Annotated in this window: 16 protein-coding genes; 7 read left to right on the forward strand and 9 right to left on the reverse strand. The window is 73.4% G+C overall.

Features of this window, described 5'->3' with window-relative positions; all coding sequences use genetic code 11:
• The first annotated feature begins 91 nt into the window (after positions 1–91).
• The gene (gene paaK, locus WIS52_RS21455) at positions 92–1414 is read left to right on the forward strand and encodes a phenylacetate--CoA ligase PaaK (RefSeq protein WP_349300112.1); all 1323 of its coding nucleotides are present in this window, start codon (positions 92–94) and stop codon (positions 1412–1414) included.
• Positions 1415–1552: 138 nt separating this feature from the next.
• On the forward strand, positions 1553–1837 hold the full coding sequence (locus WIS52_RS21460) for an ACT domain-containing protein (RefSeq protein WP_349300113.1): 285 nt from the start codon (positions 1553–1555) through the stop codon (positions 1835–1837).
• 16 nt (positions 1838–1853) lie between these two features.
• Here WIS52_RS21460 and WIS52_RS21465 read toward each other — a convergent pair whose 3' ends face one another.
• Positions 1854–2825 (reverse strand): pirin family protein, encoded by a 972-nt coding sequence (locus WIS52_RS21465; RefSeq protein ID WP_349300114.1) that lies wholly within the window; start codon positions 2823–2825, stop codon positions 1854–1856.
• A gap of 48 nt (positions 2826–2873) precedes the next feature.
• Positions 2874–3482: a TIGR03086 family metal-binding protein gene (locus WIS52_RS21470; RefSeq protein ID WP_349300115.1), complete on the reverse strand. Its 609-nt coding sequence runs from the start codon at positions 3480–3482 to the stop codon at positions 2874–2876.
• 60 nt (positions 3483–3542) lie between these two features.
• Here WIS52_RS21470 and WIS52_RS21475 point away from each other — a divergent pair, with 60 nt between their 5' ends.
• Complete coding sequence (locus WIS52_RS21475; RefSeq protein WP_349300116.1) at positions 3543–4325, forward strand: helix-turn-helix domain-containing protein; 783 nt, start codon at positions 3543–3545, stop codon at positions 4323–4325.
• Here the strand turns inward: WIS52_RS21475 and WIS52_RS21480 are convergent.
• Positions 4319–5689 (reverse strand): mycothione reductase, encoded by a 1371-nt coding sequence (locus tag WIS52_RS21480; protein ID WP_349300117.1) that lies wholly within the window; start codon positions 5687–5689, stop codon positions 4319–4321. The genes WIS52_RS21475 and WIS52_RS21480 overlap by 7 nt on opposite strands.
• 168 nt (positions 5690–5857) lie before the next feature.
• Here WIS52_RS21480 and WIS52_RS21485 point away from each other — a divergent pair, with 168 nt between their 5' ends.
• Positions 5858–6313 (forward strand): STAS domain-containing protein, encoded by a 456-nt coding sequence (locus WIS52_RS21485; protein ID WP_349300118.1) that lies wholly within the window; start codon positions 5858–5860, stop codon positions 6311–6313.
• Positions 6314–6497: 184 nt separating this feature from the next.
• Here WIS52_RS21485 and WIS52_RS21490 read toward each other — a convergent pair whose 3' ends face one another.
• Together WIS52_RS21490 and WIS52_RS21495 are read right to left on the reverse strand one after the other, a co-directional pair.
• Positions 6498–7637, reverse strand: a complete 1140-nt coding sequence (locus tag WIS52_RS21490; RefSeq protein ID WP_349300119.1) for an alpha/beta hydrolase — start codon at positions 7635–7637, stop codon at positions 6498–6500.
• A gap of 66 nt (positions 7638–7703) precedes the next feature.
• Positions 7704–8279, reverse strand: a complete 576-nt coding sequence (locus WIS52_RS21495; RefSeq protein ID WP_349300120.1) for a maleylpyruvate isomerase N-terminal domain-containing protein — start codon at positions 8277–8279, stop codon at positions 7704–7706.
• A gap of 54 nt (positions 8280–8333) precedes the next feature.
• Between WIS52_RS21495 and WIS52_RS21500 the strand changes: the two genes are divergently transcribed.
• The gene (locus WIS52_RS21500; RefSeq protein ID WP_349300121.1) at positions 8334–9479 is read left to right on the forward strand and encodes an NYN domain-containing protein; all 1146 of its coding nucleotides are present in this window, start codon (positions 8334–8336) and stop codon (positions 9477–9479) included.
• A gap of 44 nt (positions 9480–9523) precedes the next feature.
• Here the strand turns inward: WIS52_RS21500 and WIS52_RS21505 are convergent, their stop codons facing one another.
• Both WIS52_RS21505 and WIS52_RS21510 read right to left on the reverse strand, forming a co-directional pair.
• Complete coding sequence (locus tag WIS52_RS21505) at positions 9524–10423, reverse strand: DUF2188 domain-containing protein (protein WP_349300122.1); 900 nt, start codon at positions 10421–10423, stop codon at positions 9524–9526.
• 98 nt (positions 10424–10521) lie between these two features.
• On the reverse strand, positions 10522–10926 hold the full coding sequence (locus WIS52_RS21510; protein ID WP_349300123.1) for a DoxX family protein: 405 nt from the start codon (positions 10924–10926) through the stop codon (positions 10522–10524).
• A gap of 168 nt (positions 10927–11094) precedes the next feature.
• Between WIS52_RS21510 and WIS52_RS21515 the strand changes: the two genes are divergently transcribed.
• Together WIS52_RS21515 and WIS52_RS21520 are read left to right on the forward strand one after the other, a co-directional pair.
• The gene (locus WIS52_RS21515; RefSeq protein WP_349300124.1) at positions 11095–11721 is read left to right on the forward strand and encodes a DedA family protein; all 627 of its coding nucleotides are present in this window, start codon (positions 11095–11097) and stop codon (positions 11719–11721) included.
• Between the two features lie 283 nt (positions 11722–12004).
• Positions 12005–12259, forward strand: coding sequence for a hypothetical protein (locus tag WIS52_RS21520; RefSeq protein WP_349300125.1), 255 nt, complete (start codon positions 12005–12007; stop codon positions 12257–12259).
• 50 nt (positions 12260–12309) lie between these two features.
• Here WIS52_RS21520 and WIS52_RS21525 read toward each other — a convergent pair whose 3' ends face one another.
• Together WIS52_RS21525 and gltB are read right to left on the reverse strand one after the other, a co-directional pair.
• Complete coding sequence (locus WIS52_RS21525) at positions 12310–13761, reverse strand: glutamate synthase subunit beta (protein WP_349300126.1); 1452 nt, start codon at positions 13759–13761, stop codon at positions 12310–12312.
• Positions 13754–18238 (reverse strand): glutamate synthase large subunit, encoded by a 4485-nt coding sequence (gene gltB, locus WIS52_RS21530; protein ID WP_379611370.1) that lies wholly within the window; start codon positions 18236–18238, stop codon positions 13754–13756. Before gltB ends, WIS52_RS21525 begins: the two co-directional genes overlap by 8 nt.
• Positions 18239–18549: the final 311 nt, after the last annotated feature.

Raw genomic sequence — 18549 nt, forward strand, 5'->3', positions numbered from 1 at the left:
CGGAGGCGTCATCGATGACCCCGCTCCACAGCGATCACGCAGGCCACCCGGCCCGTCGGCAGGTCAGCGTAGCCGGGCGGGAGGGCCTGCGATGACCGTCGCGGGACGGCTCGGTGCCGCGCCGGCGGACGACCTGCTGGACCCGGCCGAGCGCATGTCGGTCGACGAGCTCCGCGCCCTGCAGCTCCAGCGTCTGCAGTGGACACTGCGGCACGCCTACGAGAACGTCCCGCACTACCGGGCGACGTTCGACGCGCACGGCGTGCACCCCGACGACTGCCGCGAGCTCGACGACATCGCGAGGTTCCCGACGACGACCAAGGCCGACCTGCGCGAGACCTACCCGTTCGGCATGTTCGCCGTGCCGCGGGAGCGGATCGCGCGGATCCACGCGTCGTCGGGTACCACCGGGACGCCGACCGTCGTCGGCTACACCGCCGGCGACATCGACAACTGGGCGACGCTGGTGGCGCGCTCGATCCGCGCGGCCGGCGGCCGGCCCGGGCACCGGGTGCACGTCGCCTACGGCTACGGCCTGTTCACCGGCGGCCTGGGCGCGCACTACGGCGCGGAGAAGCTCGGCGCGACCGCGATCCCGGTCTCCGGCGGGATGACCCCGCGGCAGGTGCAGCTGATCGTCGACTTCGCGCCCGAGATCATCATGCTCACGCCGTCGTACATGCTCACCCTGCTCGACGAGTTCGAGCGCCAGGGGGTCGACCCGCGCCGCACCAGCCTGCAGGTCGGGATCTTCGGCGCCGAACCGTGGACCGAGCGGATGCGTACCGAGATCGAGGAGCGCGCCGGCATCCACGCCGTCGACATCTACGGCCTGTCCGAGGTCATGGGGCCGGGGGTGTCGCAGGAGTGCGTGGAGACCAAGGACGGCCTGCACATCTGGGAGGACCACTTCCTGCCCGAGGTCGTCGACCCCCTCGACGGCACTCCGCTGCCCGACGGCGCGGAGGGCGAGCTGCTGTTCACCAGCCTCACCAAGGAGGGGCTGCCGATCATCCGGTACCGCACCCGGGACCTGACCACGCTGCTCCCCGGGACCGCGCGCCCGCAGATGCGGCGGATGGCCAAGATCACCGGCCGGTCCGACGACATGATCATCCTGCGCGGGGTGAACGTCTTCCCGACCCAGATCGAGGAGATCGTGCTCCGCACCCCGGGGCTGGCGCCGCACTTCCAGATCGTGCTGACGACGCACGCCCGGCTGGACGCGATGACCGTCCGGGTGGAGGCCCGGCACGACACCCCGGCCGAGCGCCGCGATCCGGCGGCGGCCGAGGTGGTGCGCGTGGTCAAGGAGACGGTCGGGGTGACCGTCTCCTGCGAGGTCGTCGATCCGGACACCCTGGAGCGCTCGGTCGGGAAGCTGCAGCGGCTCCAGGACCGGCGGGACCTGTGACGGCTGTTACCCTGGGCGGCGTGCGCGGGCTGATCATTATCCGGCGCGCCGGCTGAACCCAGGTCGCCGGCGCGTGGTGTCGCCGTGCCCTCCCGGACCTGGCCGGATCCTCCGACGACCCGCACCGGGAGATCCGTGATGACCACGTTGACCGAGACCACCGAATCCGAGACCGCCGTACTCGCCTCCCCCCGGGACGGCGGCCATCGCTTCACGCTGCTCGTCCACGGCGGCACCGACGCCGTCACGAAGGTCCTCGTCACGTTGCGGGCCCGCCGGTACACGGTCCGGTCACTGCAGGTGGACCTCACCGGCGACACCGGCCGGATCGACGGCTCGGTCGAGCCGGACGGGCGGGACCCGGAGCTGCTGCTCGCGCAGCTGCGGCGGGTCGTCGCCGTCGTCCGCGCCGAGCACGGGTAGCTGCCGGAGGCGACGACTACCCGCGCGGGGTCAGCCGCGCGTGCGGCAGCTCCGGCGCGGGCAACGTCGATGCCCACTGCTCGGGGAACGCCCCGAACCGGCCGCCGGCGTCGCCGCCGCGGGCCCGCTCGTCCTGCCACTGCGCCCGGTACCCGGCGATCTCGTCGTGCGTGGTGCCGATGAAGTTCCACCACATGACGATCTGCTCGCCGAGGGGCTCGCCACCGAGCAGCAGGACCCGCGCCCCGTCCGGGCCGGGTGCGTGCAGGTCGAGCCCGGTCGCGCCGCGCGGCAGGAGGACCAGGTCACCGGGCTCCGCGGTCGTGCCGCCGACCCGGACGGTCCCGGTGTCGACGAGCACGCCGTGCTCGAACCCGGGGTCGGTGCCGGCGCGGAACCGGCCGCCGGGCGGGACCACGATCTCCGCGCCGAGCAGCGGCGACCACGTCGCGACGGGTGAGGTCTCACCCTCCAGCGAGCCGAGGAACACCCGCAGCGCGGTGCCGTCGGCGTCCACCGTGGACGGCGCGTAGTGCTCGAAGCCGGCGTCGACCTGCCGGTGTGCCGACGGGAGCGCCACCCACAGCTGCGCACCGTGCAGCAGGTCGGTGCCCGGCGTGGAGTACTCGGAGTGCGCGATGCCGGACCCGGCGGTCATCAGGTTCAGCTCGCCCGGGCGGACGATCGCGTGCGCGCCGGTGGTGTCGCGGTGCTCGACCTCGCCGGAGAACAGCCAGGACACCGTCTGCAGGCCGGTGTGCGGGTGCCCGGGCACCTCCATGCCACCGGTGGCCGACACCCGGTCCGGGCCGTAGTGGTCGAGGAAGCACCAGGCCCCGATCAGCGAGCGGGCCCGGCGCGGCAGCGTGCGGCGCACCGTCATCGCCCGCGGCCCGCCCAGCGGCACGGCGCGCGGCCGGACGACCTCGACGGCCTCGGCGTCGCCGACGCAGACGACCTCCTCCGGCGCGGACTCCACGTTGCTCACCCGACCGACCTCCCCGACTCGACGCCCGCGGGCATTCTCGCGCCCCGGTCAGGAACCCCCTCCCGCAACCCCCCGTGCGGCCGGCGTCCAGGCGGGATCGCGTCCGGTGACGGCGACGATCCGGTCCAGGACCGGGACGTCCTGCGGAACTCCGACGGGGTCGGCGAAGACCCCCATCCCGCGCCCCTGTTCGGCCATCGCGGCGACGGCGTGCAGCGTGCCGTCGAGCACGTCGTCGGGCCAGGCGGGGGCGACGCCGGCCGTCCGTCCGAGGTCCCAGCCGTGCACGACGAGCTCGCCGAGCACCATCCCGCCGATCATCGCGGCGGGCAGCGGGTCGGGACCGCCCATCGTGACGGTCCCGTCCCAGGTCCCCGGGTCGGACCAGACCTCGACGAGCGCGGCCCGGTCGGCGTCCAGGCGGACTGCCCAGTCGTCGGTCACCAGGGCCGCCGCCCCGGTCCCGTCCGACGCGGCGGGTGCCTCGCGGCGGCCGACGGCGGCGAGGACCGGGGTCCAGTACCGGAGGTGCCCGAGCAGGCCGCGCAGGTCCCAGTCGGTGCACGGGGTCGGCGCGTCGAGCGGGGTCGCGGCCGCCGCCCCGACCAGGCCGGGGTACACGGCCGCGGCGGGCGCGACGAGGTGTGCGAAGGTCATGACCGCACGCTAGGACGCCGGCGCGGCGCCGGGCTTGGACGAACGCGCCATACTCCCGTCGTGGACCGGGACCCGCGCGAGCTGGACGGGGCCTGGACCCGGTCCCAGCGGCACGGCTCCGTACCCCCGCCCGCGGACCTCGCCCCGTTCGTGGAGCGGTTCTGGACCGCGGAGTGGGACTATCCCGAGCCCTACCGGCAGAAGATCGTCCCGTATCCGCACGTGCACCTCACGGTGCGTCCCGGCGCCCCGGCCGAGGTGCACGGCGTCGCGACCCGGCACGTCGTACGGGAGCTCGCCGGTCCGGGGCGGGTCGCGGGGGTGGCGTTCCGCCCCGGTGCCTTCCGCGCGTTCCTCGGACGTCCGGTCGCCGCGCTCACCGACCGGGTGGTGCCGGCGGGGGAGGTCCCGGCCCTGGCCGCGGCCACCGGCCAGCCGGAGCCCGTGGGCGCGGACGGTGTCGCGGACGACGTGGGTGTCCTGCGCGCGCGGGTCCGGGCGGCGCTGCCCGTGACGGTGTCGAGGACGGCCGGAGAGGCGACCGCGCTGGTCGCGCGGATCGCGACCGACCGCGCGCTGACCCGCGTCGACGCGCTCGCGGCGGCGACCGGCACCAGCATCCGCAGCCTGCAGCGGCTCTTCGCCGAGCACGTCGGCGTCGGTCCGAAGTGGGTGATCCGCCGGTATCGGCTGCACGAGGTCACCGAGCGGATGGCGGCGGGGGAGCCGGTGCGCTGGACCGATGTCGCGGCCGAACTCGGCTACGCCGACCAGGCGCACATGACCCGCGAGTTCACCGCCCTGTTCGGCGAGCCGCCGACGGCGTACGCCCGGCGCTACTGATCCTCCAGCGCCCGTAGCGCGTTCTCCACGACCTCCGGCAACGCCGGGTGGATCCAGTACTGCGCATCGGCCAGGCGGGGCGCGGTCGCGCCGAGCGCCATCGCCTGCACCAGCTGCTGGACCAGTGTGGACGCCTGTGGGCCCAGCAGGTGGGCGCCCAGCAGCGTCCCGTCCGGCGCGGCGAGGACCTTGCAGAAGCCGCGCCGCTCCTCCATCGCCCAGCCGTAGGCGACGTCGGAGTACTCGTGCAGGCCCACGCGGTACGCGATCCCCTCGTCACGGCACTCCTGCTCGGTGCGCCCGACGGTGCCGATCTGCGGGGTGGTGAACACCGCGGCCGGGACGAGCGCGTCGTCGAACGCGCGGAGCTCGCCGGGGTCCGACACGGTCAGGTTGTGCGCGACGACCGCGGCCTCGTGGTTGGCGACGTGCTTGAGCGGGTGTGCGGTGCTGAGGTCACCCAGCGCCCAGACCCCCTCGGCGGTGGTGCGGCCGTGGGCGTCGACCCGGACCCGGCCGTCGTCGTGCAGCTCGATCCCGGCCCGGTCGACGTCGAGCCGGTCGGAGTTGGGAGTCCGTCCGGCCGCGACCAGCAGCAGGTCGGCGCGGACCTCGGTGCCGTCGTCGAGGTGCAGCCGGACGTCCCCGGCGGTGCCGGTCACCTTCTCCACCGATCGTCCGGTGTGGACGGTGAAACGCTCCCGGGCCGCGTCGGTGAAGCGCTCGACGACCGTCTCGTCCATCCCGCCGAGCAGCGTGTCGGCGGCCTCGACGAGGGTGACCTCGCAGCCCAGCCCGCCGAAGACGTGCGCGAGCTCGGCCGCGATGTAGCCGCCGCCGAGCACCGCGAGGTGCCGGGGCAGCTCGTCGATCCGCATGATCGTGTCGGAGGTCTCGAACGGCACGCCGGAGTCCGTGACCGGGGGCGGGACCAGCGGGCGTCCGCCGCCGGCCAGCACGATCCGGTCCGCGGTGAACCCGGCGGTCCCGCCGCCGGTCAGGTCCACCGTCATGGCCCGGGGGCCGGTGAACCGGGCCCAGCCGTCGTAGACGGTGCCGTGCTCGCTGCGGTACGAGTGGCCGTCGTCGCCGATCGGGTCGAGGCGGCCGAACACCCGCTCCCGGATGTCCGGCCAGCGGATCCGGTCGACGGTCGCGTCGATCCCGTAGCGGGACGCGGAGCGCACCGTCTCGGCCACCTCGGCGGCGTAGGCGAGCATCTTGGTCGGGATGCAGCCGACGTTCAGGCAGGTCCCGCCGAACCGGGTGGCCTCCACATGGGCCACGTCCAGGCCGGCGAACCGGTCGTCGACGATCGTGTTCCCGGAGCCGGTTCCGACGACGACGAGATCGTGGTGGGTCACGACGGGGAGCCTAGGAAGACCGGGCCCGATCCGCGCGTCGACGACGGGGCCGGTCTCCGCCGGACAAGGTGCCGACCGGGTGATCATCCTGCGCTATCGGGCGATCACGCAGCGATACTGCCATCCTGACCGCGCGGAGGCGCCGCCTCCTCGAGGAGACGGTGTGTGATGACCGGACGGACCGGGGACACCGGTCAGGTCGTGCCCGGCTGGTCGGTCGGGACCGACGGCACCGGAGCACTACGGCTGGAGGCGGTACCGCACCCGTCCGGACCGGTGCTGGTGCACGCGGACGGCGAGGTCGACACGGTCACCGCGCCGTTCCTGTCCGGCCAGCTCCACGAGTGGGTCGCCGCGGCGCCCCGGGTGGTGCTCGACCTGTCCCGGGTGACCTTCCTCGGCTCGGCCGGCCTCGCGGTACTGCTGGACTCCCACCTCTGGGCCACCCGGGCCGGGGTGGCGTTCCAGGTCGTCTGCGGCGAGGCCCGCCAGGTCCGCCGGGTCCTGCAGGTCACCGGCACGCTGGAGCACCTCGACGTCCTCGACCGGATCCTTCCGGGGACGACGGCGGGGGAGCGGCCGCCGCTGTTCGCCGTACCCGAGCAGGACCCCCCGGAGGTCTGATCCGTCCGGCGCAGCAGAACCGGATCTCGGAATCGGGCGTTCGGTGGCATCACCCGGCGCAGACCGGGTACGTGGTGACCAGCCGGTCGTGGGCCGTGGCTGGGGTCGTGGCGTCCGGTGAGGTGGTCGATCGCGCCCGGCCCCGTGGTTGAGCAGCGAGCCACGGCGTACGACCACCGCATCGTCACCCGTCGGGTTCCGCCGGCGGTCCGGATACCCGTGCCGCGATCGTGGGGAACGAGTCGGTCAGCGCGGTGGCGAAGACGTCGAAGTCGTGGCCGCCACCGGGCACGATCCGCAGCGTGCTGGCGATCCCGGCCCGGGTGGCGAGCGCGGAGAGTGTCCGCGCGGCCGCGGCCGGCGCGGTGTCGTCGCCGCCGGCCTCGAACCAGCCGGTCAGCTCCGGGTACCGCCGGTGGCGCAGCAGGTCGGCGGGCTCGTGGGTGTCGAAGCGGCGGACCGAACCCGCGAAGAGACCGGCCACGGTCGCGTCCACCCCGCCGTTGTCGTCGCCGGTCCGCGGACCGATCAGCCCGCCGTAGTCGCCGAAGGTGCCGAACAGGTCCGGGTGGCGCAGCGCCAGCATCACCGCGCAGGTGCCGCCCTCGGACAGCCCGGCGACCGCCCAGTCCCGCCCGGGCGGGCGGGTGTCGAGCAGCCGGGTCACCACCCGCGGGACGTCCCGGGTCAGGTAGGTCTCGACCGCGGCGCCGGGCGCGTCGACGCACTCGGAGTCGGTCAGGTAGTCGCCGTTGATGTCGGGCATCACCAGGACCGGCGCGACGCCGTCGTGCGTGCGTGCCCAGGCGTCGGCGGTGGCGGCGGCCCCGCCGGAGTCGACCCAGTCGGCCGGACGGCCCGGGGTTCCGTGCAGGAGCATCACGACCGGGAGCTCGGGGCGGGGCCGGGTGAACCACGCGGGCGGCACCCACACCTCGGCGGGACGGGCGTCGAACCCGGACAGCGACCCCGGTATCGGGACCCGGGCCACGACCCCGTCGGCCGGCACGGAGCGGCGCAGCAGCAGCTGCGCGACCCCGATGCCCTCGACCGGGCCGGCGCCGAGCACGTCGCCGACGGTGCGCAGGTAGTCGAGCCCCGCGTTCACCCCGACCACCGCGTCGGACAGCAGGACGAGCAGCGTCACCGCGACGGCGGCGCACCGGGCCAGGACCCGCCACACCCGGCGTCGCGCGTGCCCGGCCCGCCGTACCCCGAGCACGACGAGGGCCAGGCACGCGACCCCGGCCAGCGCGTAGCCGAGGACGAACGGCCATCCGGTGACCGGGACCGCCTCGACGTCACGCAGCGCGCCCTGCAGCACGACGACGATCCTCCGCCGCCCGCCCGTGCCGTCCGTGAGAACGCGCTGAGCCGGAGCTGTGAGCGGTCAGCCGGGTACCTCGCCGTACCACCGCCACCGCGCGGGTGCCGGGGTGCCGTCCAGGGCCGCCCGGCCGGTGACGTGCAGCAGCGTCGCGGCCGGGTCGGGGCCGGGGTCGGTGTCCGGCCACAGCCGGGCCAGCGCCGCGGCGCAGGCGTCGGCGGGCGGGGTCCACGACGTACCGAGGCCGCGCGCGATGTCGTGCGTGTGCACCAGCACCTCGACCACGCCCATCGCGGCGAACCCGGCCGGGTCGGAGACGCCGAAGGGGTGCCAGCCGCGCGCGTCCGGGGACGCGGCCGCCACCGACGTCGCCAGCATCGCGCCGCCGGTGCGGATCACGAGCAGCAGACCGTCCACTGTCGCGGCGTCCCCGACGACGATCTCGAACGGTGGGTAGGAGTCGGGCGGGCCGACGGCGACCTGCGCGGCGTAGCCGAAGAGGTCGTCGGCGACGTGCACACCGGTGTCCCGGCAGGACCACTCCAACGGCCCGGCCGGCACCGACCAGTCCCGGTCGGCGAGCCCGGCCAGGAACCCGGTGGCGATCTCGACGGTGGTCGTGACGTCGTCTCCCCGCATCCGGGGATCATGCCGCGGCGGGTGGCGCGGGTGCACCGGCATTAGTCTTCCGCGGTGGCCCACGAGGACGAACGCATCGCCCTGCTGCTCGACTACGAGAACCTCGCGATCGGAGCACGCGACGGTCTGGGGGTCGTGCCGTTCGACTTCGGTCCGGTCGCCGACGCGCTGGCCGAGCGCGGCCGGGTGGTGGTGCGCCGCGCGTACGCCGACTGGTCGGCGTTCGACGAGGACCGCCGGCTGATGGCGCGCGCCCAGGTGGAGCTGATCGAGATCCCGCAGCGGATCGGCGGGTCCCGCAAGAACGCCGCCGACATCAAGCTCGCCGTCGACGCCATCGAGCTCGCCTACGAGCGGGACTTCATCACGACCTTCGCGATCGGCACCGGCGACTCCGACTTCACCCCGCTGATGCACAAGCTGCGCGAGCTGGACCGGCGGGTGATCGGGATCGGGGTGCAGTCGTCGACGTCGGCGCTGCTGCCGCCGGCGTGCGACGAGTTCCTGTTCTACGACCGGCTGCCCGGCGTCGAGCCGAGCCAGGAGCCGGCGAAGCCCCGCCGCCGTCGTGGATCCCGCCCGCCGGCCGCCGCGGCCGCCGAGCCCGCCCCCGTGGCCGCCGTGCCCGAGCCGGCACCCGCGCCGGCGCCGTTCGACATCTCCTTCCGCGACGCCGCCGCCGAGGCGGAGGAGACCGCGACGACCGGCGCCGAGGAGCGCGACGTCGACGGTCTCGTGGTCAGCACGCTGACCGGGCTGATGCGGCAGGCCGACGGCCCGGTCTCGGCGTCCCGGCTCAAGCGCGCGATCCTGCGCAAGGACCCGACGTTCGACGAGTCCGACCACGGCTTCCGCGGGTTCGGCGAGCTGCTGCGCCACCTGGAGGGCCAGGGCGTGGTCACCCTGGCCCAGGGCACCGCGCAGGGCGACCCGGAGATCTCCGTGCCGGAGGACCCGGACGCCGACCACGACGCGTTCGCGCTGCTCGTCGACGTGGTGCGGGAGCTGTCGGCGGCCGCTGGGCCGCCGCAGCTGAGCGGGCTGAAGGACCAGCTCCGCAAGCGGGTGCCGGACTTCTCGGAGAAGCGCTACGGGTTCGGCAGCTTCCTGTCGTTCGCCAAGGCGGCCCGGGCGCGGAACCTGGTCGGTATGGAGTGGAGCGACGACAGCGGCGACTACGTGCTCAGCCTGCGGTCCTGAGACCCACCGGCCCCGCCCACGACCGGGCGGGGCCGATGATCGGCTCAGTAACGGCGGCCGGTGGCCTTGCGGGTGCCCTTCTGGGCAGCTTTGCCGAAGCGGGAGGCCACGGCGCCGGACACACCGAAGGCGGTCGCGACGACCCCGGCGGCGACCCGGCTGCCGAGCCGGATCGGGTTCAGCGGCCGGTAGACCTTGACCACGAGCTCGTCCAGGCGGGTCGCGGCGCGCTCGCCGTTCTCGTGCAGCCGGCGGGCGAGTTCCGCGCCGGTGTCGTCGAGCTCGTCCTCGACGCGCTCGCCGACCTTCGCCGCCCGGTCCGCAGCGCGGACCGCGGAGGTCGCGCCCTGGTCCGCGGCCGCCCGCACGGTCCCGGCCGACCGCTCGGCCGACGCGGCGACCTCGCCGGCGACCTGGCGTCCGGTCCGTGCCGCGGTGCCGGCCAGCTGCTCGCCGGTGGCCTTCGCCGCGGCGGCGGCCGCCTTCCCCGCCTCGCCGGCGTCCTTGCCGTTCTCGGCGACCCGGCGGGCCTGGGTGGCGACCTCGTCCGCGCCGGAGCGGGTCGTGTCAGCGGCCTTCCCGGCGGCGTCGCGGGTCTCGCCGGCGACCTTCCTCCCGGTGGTCCGGGTGTCGTCGCCGACCGCCTGGGCGGTCTTCCCTGCCGAGTCCGCGGCCTTCGAGGCGGTGTCGCGGGCCGCCGTCGCGGTCGCCGAGGCGGCGGCGGCGGTACCGGCGGTCTCGGCGCCGGATTCGACGGTACGGCGCTCGCGCACCGACCCGTCCGTGCCGTGCACGACGAGGCTCCCGCCGCCGTCGTTGGCGATGATCTCCGTCGCCCGGGTGATCGCCTCGGCCTGGGTGGCGACCTTGGCGCTCGGTCGCTTGGCGTTGTTCTTCTCGACGGTCCAGCCGTCGTCGGCCGGCCTCACATGGCGATCGGCCATGGTGGGTTCCTCCCTGTACACCGATCCGGGGGGACGCCGACACTGCCGGCGTCGTCGTCGGGGCCGGATTCCCGGTGATCGCGCTGCGTAAACGCAGGTCAGCCCCCGGTGAACGTCCGAAGCGTGTCCCGGCGCCCGACGGCGACCACGGCGAACAGCACACCCAGTACGACGGGCGTCAGCACGAGCAGCCCGCCGTGCAGCACGAACGCCTGGGTCAGCGCCGCCCCGATCATCAGCAGGACCAGCCCGGCGGCCGCCGGACCGGAGAACCGCCTGGTCAGCAGGCCGATGCCGCCCGCGATCTCCAGGACGCCGACGACGTAGCGCAGCCACTGCCCGACGCCGATGCCGTCGAAGATCGCGATGGCGAACGGGTCACCGTAGAGCTTCGGCACGCCCGAGCCGATCGCGATGAACAGCCCGAGCAGGATCTGCAGCACCCACAGCGCGCGGTGCGCGGTCGGTGACAGTGCGGGGCGGACTGCGGGACGTGTGTTCACTGTGGACCTCCGGTGGCCGGCGCGCGGATCTTCCGTGCTGCTCGCCGATATGACCGGGCCCTCCCGCCGGACTCATCGGTGACGGGGGCATCCCCCCGTTCCCCGACGGCGGCGGTGTGCCACCGTGCAACGGGAAGTGCAACCGAACCCCGTGCGGAGGTCGACCGGGTGGAGCCGTTCGCGCTGTTGGCCGCGGTGCTGTCGAGCCCGTGGCTGGTACCCGCGATGGTGCTCATGGTGGCCGTCGACGGGCCGCTGCCGATGCTGCCGAGCGAGACCGTCCTGCTGTCGGCGACGGCGTCCGCGGTGGTGACCCGCGACCTGGCGCTGCTGTCCGCGCTGTTCCTGGCCGCCGCGTCCGGATCGGTGCTCGGCGACCTCGCGACCCACGCCCTGGGCCGCGGCTCGCACCGGTTGCTGCCGCGCACGGCGCACGCCGACGGCGGGATCGCCCGCTGGGTGCGCGCCAACCTGTTCCGCCGACCGGTCGCCGCGCTGGTCGCAGCCCGGTTCCTGCCGGGCGGGCGGCTGCTCAGCTGCGCGGCCGCAGGTCGGATGGGGCTACCGCGCCAGGTGTTCCTGCGCGCCTCGGCCGTCAGCGCGCTGGCCTGGTCGCTCTACATGTTCGCCATCGGCGCCGCGCTGGGCCCGGTCACCGGCGGCAACCCACTGCTCTGTGTCGTGGCCGGGGGGATGCTCGCGGTGCTGACGACGGGCGCCTTCGCCGTGGCGCAGCGGGTGCGTTCCACCATCCGCCGGACCGGCCCCGCTCCGCTGCCGCAGCCGGCCGGCTAGGACGTACCCACCGGGCACCGGGTCCGTGACCAGCGGTCACGGGGCCCGGTGCCCGAGATGGTGCCGACACCGACAGGGGCTCCCGGTTCTGCAGGTGCCGGCCGCAGGGTTCAACGCGCGAGAGCGCCGCGAGTTGTGGGGTCGGCCCGACTTCGATCACGTGTGATGGCGAGCGGCGCCGTGCCGGCGACGGGCGGTGGCCGATGTGGCCACGGAGCGTGCGTTGGCGATCACCGGTAGCGCGGTGTCGGCGGGCGGAGTGATCTGCCTCATACTGAGCGGCGTGCGCGACGAACGCTGGCGGGTCGACGTCGGCCCGGACAACGCCGCCTGGCTGGCCACCGAGTGCCGGACCGCCCGGCTGGCGCGGGAGTACCGCCCGGTCGACGTCGGCGGGGGAGTGGTCGAGTTCGGCCGGCCCGCGCTCGGTGCGATCCGGGAGCTCGGCGAGGAGGAGGACGGCTACGTCACCGACGACGGCGACGGGCTGCGGATCTGGATCGGCGAGGACGCCTACGACCTCGAACACCACTCGTGAGTGGATGTCGTGGTCAGGACCACGACAACCACTCACGAGCAGCCTGCTGCCTACCCGATCTGGCGGTCCGTCGGGTTGATCGGCCGGGGCAGCACGGTCCGGCCGGTCAGGTAGGTGTCCACCCCGGCGGCCGCGGCGCGGCCCTCGGCGATGGCCCACACGATCAGCGACTGCCCGCGGCCCATGTCGCCGGCGACGAACACGCCGTCGGTCGAGGACATGTAGCTGTCGTCGCGCGCGACGTTGCCGCGGTCGTCGAGGTCGACCTCCAGGTCGCCCAGCAGCGTGCCCTTCTCCGGGCCGACGAAGCCCATCGCCAGCAGCACCAGCTGGGCCGGGAGCTCCTGCTCGGTGCCCTCGACCGCCTCGAAGCCGTTGTCCCCGCGCTTGACCTCGCAGATCCGGATGCCGGCGAGCTTGCCGTCGGCGTCGGACACGAACTCGGTCGTGTTGCACGAGAACAGCCGCTCGCCGCCCTCCTCGTGCGCCGAGGACACCCGGTAGACCATCGGGTAGGTCGGCCAGGGCATGCCCTCGGTGCGGTGCTCCGGCGGCGTCGGCATGATCTCCAGCTGGGTCACCGACCGCGCATTCTGGCGGTGCGAGGTACCCAGGCAGTCGGCGCCGGTGTCACCGCCGCCGATGATCACGACGTCCTTGCCCTCGGCGGAGATCGGCGGGGCGTCCATGTCGCCCTGCTGCACGTGGTTGGCCCACGGCAGGAACTCCATCGCCTGGTAGACGCCCTCGGCATCGCGGCCGTCGGCCGGGATGTCCCGCCAGGCCGTGGCCCCGCCGGCCAGCACGACGGCGTCGAAGTCGGCCCGCAGTTGCTCGACGGTGACGTCGGTGCCGACGTCGACCGAGGCCCGGAAGTGGGTGCCCTCGGCGACCATCTGCTCCAGCCGCCGGTCGAGCCGGGACTTCTCCATCTTGAACTCGGGGATGCCGTAGCGCAGCAGGCCGCCGATGCGGTCGGCCCGCTCGAACACGACGACGTCGTGCCCGACCCGGGTCAGCTGCTGCGCGGCGGCGAGCCCGGCCGGCCCGGACCCGACGACGGCGACCTTCTTGCCGGTCTTGACCTTCGGGGCCTGCGGGGCGACCCAGCCCTCGTCCCAGGCCCGGTCGATGATCTCGATCTCGACCTGCTTGATGGTCACCGCGTCGTCGTTGATCGCCAGCACGCACGCCGCCTCGCACGGGGCGGGGCACAGCGTCCCGGTGAACTCCGGGAAGTTGTTCGTGGCGTGCAGCCGCTCGGTCGCCTCGCGCCAGTCCTTGCGGTAGACGAGGTCGTTCCACTCCGGGATCAGGTTCCCGAGCGGGCAGCCCTGGTGGCAGAACGGGATGCCGCAGTTCATGCAGCGGCCGGCCTGCTTCTCCAGCGCCGGGCGCGGGAAGTCCTCGTAGACCTCGCGCCAGTCCATCAGCCGAAGGTCGACCGGGCGCCGCTTCGGCGTCTCCCGGGTGGTGGTCATGAAACCCTTGGGGTCACCCATGAGCGGCCTCCATGATCGCGGCGTTCACGTCGCGGCCTTCGCGCTCGGCGTTCTCGGTCGCGAGCAGCACGCGCTTGTAGTCCTTGGGCATGACCTTGCCGAACCGCTCCACCGCCGCGTCCCAGTCGGCGAGCAGCGCGTGCGCCACCGCCGAACCGGTCTCGGCGTGGTGCCGCTCCACCAGGTCGCGGATGATCGACCGGTCCTCGTCGGTCAGCGGGTCCAGGTCCACCATCTCGGGGTTGACCCGCTTCGCGTCCAGATCCAGCAGGTAGGCGACCCCGCCGGACATGCCGGCCGCGAAGTTGCGCCCGGTCCGGCCCAGCACGACGACCTGGCCACCGGTCATGTACTCGCAGCCGTGGTCACCGACACCCTCGACGACGGCCACCGCGCCGGAGTTCCGCACGCAGAAACGCTCGCCGACCACGCCGCGGACGAACATCTCGCCCGAGGTGGCGCCGTAGCCGATCACGTTGCCGGCGATGACGTTCTCCTCGGCGGTGAACGGCGCCGACGGGTCCGGCCGCAGCGTCAGCCGGCCCCCGGACAGCCCCTTGCCGAAGTAGTCGTTGGTGTCGCCGACCAGCCGGAGGGTGATGCCCTTGGGCACGAACGCGCCGAAGCTCTGCCCGGCCGCGCCGGTGAGCGTGACGTCGATCGTGTCGTCGGGCAGGCCCTTGCCGCCGTGCACCCGGGTCAGCTCGGAGCCGAGCATGGTGCCGACGGTCCGGTTCACGTTGCGCACCGGCAGGTCCAGGGTCACCTGGTCGCCGTTGCGCAGCGCGCCCTCGGCCAGCTGGATCATGGTGTTGTCCAGCGCCTTGTCCAGGCCGTGGTCCTGCTCGCGGGTCCGGCGGCGCGGGACGTCGTCGCCGTAGTCGCCGACCTGGAAGATCGGGGACAGGTCCAGGTGCGCGGACTTCCAGTGCTGCGCGGCGGCGTCGACGTCGAGCGTGTCGGCCCGGCCGATCGCCTCCTCGAGCGAGCGGAAGCCCAGCTGCGCGAGGTACTCGCGGACCTCCTGCGCGATGAACTGCATGAAGTTGACGACGTACTCGGCCTTGCCGTCGAACTTCTTGCGCAGCTCGGGGTTCTGCGTCGCGACCCCGACCGGGCAGGTGTCGAGGTGGCAGACCCGCATCATGATGCAGCCCGAGACGACCAGCGGTGCGGTCGCGAAGCCGTACTCCTCGGCGCCCAGCAGGGCGGCGATGACGACGTCGCGGCCGGTCTTGAGCTGCCCGTCGGCCTGCACGACGATCCGGTCGCGCAGGTTGTTGGCCATCAGCGTCTGCTGGGTCTCGGCCAGGCCGAGCTCCCAGGGGCCGCCCGCGTGCTTGATCGAGCTCAGCGGCGAGGCGCCGGTGCCGCCGTCGTGCCCGGAGATGAGCACGACGTCGGAGTGCGCCTTGGACACCCCGGCCGCCACGGTCCCGACGCCGACCTGGGACACCAGCTTCACGTGGATGCGGGCCCGCGGGTTGGCGTTCTTCAGGTCGTGGATGAGCTGCTTGATGTCCTCGATCGAGTAGATGTCGTGGTGCGGCGGCGGCGAGATCAGGCCGACGCCCGGCGTCGAGTACCGGGTGGTCGCGATCCACGGGTAGACCTTGCCGCCGGGCAGCTGGCCGCCCTCGCCGGGCTTGGCGCCCTGCGCGATCTTGATCTGGATGTCGTCCGCGTTGACCAGGTACTCGCTCGTGACGCCGAAGCGCCCCGAGGCGGCCTGCTTCACGGCGCTGCGCCGCGAGTCGCCGTTCGGGTCCGGGGTGAACCGGTCCGGGTCCTCGCCGCCCTCACCGGTGTTCGAGCGCCCGCCGATCCGGTTCATCGCGATCGCCAGGGTCTCGTGCATCTCCTGGGAGATGGAGCCGTAGGAGATCGCGCCGGTGGCGAACCGGGTCATGATCGACTCGATCGACTCGACCTCGTCGATCGGGACCGGCTCGCGCACGCCCTCCTTGAAGGCGAACAGCCCGCGCAGCGTCATCAGCTTGCGCGCCTGGTCGTCGACCGCCTTCGTGTACTCCTTGAAGACGTCGTACTTCCCGGCGCGCGTCGAGTGCTGGAGCTTGAACACCGTCTGAGGGTTGAACAGGTGCAGCTCGCCCTCGCGGCGCCACTGGTACTCGCCACCGACGACCAGCGCCCGGTGCGACGCCCGGACCTCGTCCGAGGGGTAGGCGCGACGGTGGTGCGCCAGCACCTCCTCGGCCAGCACCTCGAACCCGACGCCGCCCAGCCGGGACGTGGTGCCGGTGAACGCGGCGTCCATGACCTCCCGGCCCAGACCGACGGCCTCGAAGATCTGCGCGCCGGTGTAGGAGGCGACGGTCGAGACGCCCATCTTCGACATGGTCTTGCGGACACCCTTGCCGAGCGCCTTGACCAGGTTCTTCGCCGCCGTCGGACCGTCGACGCCGGGGATGTCGCCCCGCTCGGCGAGGTCCTCGACGGTGGCCATCGCCAGGTACGGGTTCACCGCGGAGGCGCCGTAGCCGAGCAGCAGCGCGATGTGGTGCACCTCGCGGGCGTCGGCGGACTCCACGACCAGCCCGACCCGGGTGCGCGAACGCTCCCGGACCAGGTGCTGGTGGACGACGCCGGTGAGCAGCAGCGACGGGATCTGCGCGTACTCGGCGTCCACCCCGCGCTGGGACAGCACGATCAGCCGGGCGCCGGACTCGATCGCCCGGGAGACCTCCTGCTTGATCTCGGCGAGCCGGGACAACATGCCCTTGCCGCCGTCGCGGGCGAGGAAGGTCCCGGTGACGACGTGCGAGGCGAAGCCCGGGTACTCCTTGTCCTCGTTGATCCCGACGATCCGTGCGAGGTCGTCGTTGGTGAGCACCGGGAACGGCACGACGATCGTGCGGCAGTGCGCCGGCGTCGCGTCGAGCAGGTTGTGCTCCGGGCCCAGCTGGCTGAACAGCGAGGTGACGAGCTCCTCGCGGATCGCGTCCAGCGGCGGGTTGGTGACCTGCGCGAACAGCTGGATGAAGTAGTCGTAGAGCTGGCGCGGGCGCTCCGAGATCGCGGCGAGCGGCGCGTCGTTGCCCATCGAGCCGATCGGCTCCGCACCCGCGACGGCCATCGGGCGGAGCAGGACGTTCAGCTCCTCCTCGGTGTAGCCGGACGCCTGCTGACGCAGCGTCAGCGCCTGGTGGGTGGGGGTGTGCCGGTCCCGGGCGGGCAGGTCCGCCAGCCGGATCAGGCCGGCGTGCAGCCACTCGGCGTACGGGTGCAGCGAGGCCAGCTCGCTCTTGATCTCGTCGTCGTCGACGATCTTGCCGCGCTCGGTGTCGATCAGGAACATCCGGCCCGGCTCCAGGCGGCCCTTGCGGACGACCTTGTCCGGCTCGACGTCGAGCACGCCGACCTCGGAGGCCAGCACGACCAGGCCGTCCTCGGTGACCCAGTAGCGGGCCGGCCGCAGGCCGTTGCGGTCGAGCACCGCGCCGATCTGGGTGCCGTCGGTGAAGGCGACCAGCGCCGGGCCGTCCCACGGCTCCATCAGCGCGGAGTGGTACTCGTAGAACGCGCGCCGCGCCGGGTCCATCTCGGCGTGGTTCTCCCACGCCTCCGGGATCATCATCAGCACCGCGTGCGGCAGGCTGCGCCCGCCCAGGTGCAGGAGCTCGAGGACCTCGTCGAAGGTGGCCGAGTCCGAGGCGTCCGGGGTGATGACCGGGGTGAGCCGCTGCAGGTCGCCCGGCAGGTGCGCGGACTCCAGCATCGCCTCGCGGGCGGCCATCCAGTTCCGGTTGCCGCGCAACGTGTTGATCTCGCCGTTGTGCGCGACGTAGCGGAACGGGTGGGCCAGCGGCCAGGACGGGAACGTGTTCGTCGAGAACCGCGAGTGCACGATGGCCAGCGCGGAGACGACCCGCTCGTCGTTCAGGTCCGGGTAGAACGCCGCGACCTGCGGTTCGGCGAGCATCCCCTTGTAGACGATGGTGCGCGGGGACAGCGAGGGGAAGTAGGCCTCGGTGTCGTGCTCGATCCGCTTGCGCAGACAGAACGTGCGGCGCTCCAGCTCGATGTCCGACGGCGCGCTCCCGGCGTTCTCGCCGGTCAGCTCGGCACCGCCGACGAACAGCTGCCGGAAGGTCGGCATCGCCGCGAGCGCGGTCGGGCCGAGGTCGGCGGCGTCCGGGTCGGTGGGCAGGTCGCGCCAGCCCAGGACCGTCAGGTTCTCCTCGGCGGCGAGCTCGTCCACCCGTGCGACGGCCGCGTCGGCCTCGGCCGGGTCCTGCGGGAGCATGGCGATGCCGACCGCGTAGGCGCCCTCGGCGGGGAGCTCGAAGTCGGTGACCTCGCGGTAGAAGGCGTCCGGGACCTGGATCAGGATCCCTGCGCCGTCGCCGGTGTTGTGCTCGGAACCACGCGCGCCACGGTGTTCCAGCCGGAGAAGGGCCTCGATGGCCTTCTGCACGATGGCGTGGTCGCGCTTGCCGGTGACATCGGCCAACATGGCCACACCGCAGGCGTCGTGCTCGTGATCGGCGGCATACAGCCCACCGGGCGAGGGGCGACGCGTCTGGTCACTGATCGCGGCCAACTGCTCCTCCTGTCGTCTCGGTGCACCTCTGACACCCGTCTCGGACGACCGTGAACCGGCAGGTCGCTGCGGTCGAGAAAGGGCTTCAGAGTACAGCGCCTCCCCGTGATGGGGGCGTCCGAAGTGGGTCGTTCGGGTGCACCGTGCCGCGTCGGTCGCCATGACCGGATCGTCGTCCGGGCACGGCTCTCGGCCGGGCGCTCGGTTGACGAACCCGGCCGGAC

The organism is Pseudonocardia nematodicida, assembly GCF_040105385.1.
Classification (GTDB): domain Bacteria; phylum Actinomycetota; class Actinomycetes; order Mycobacteriales; family Pseudonocardiaceae; genus Pseudonocardia; species Pseudonocardia nematodicida.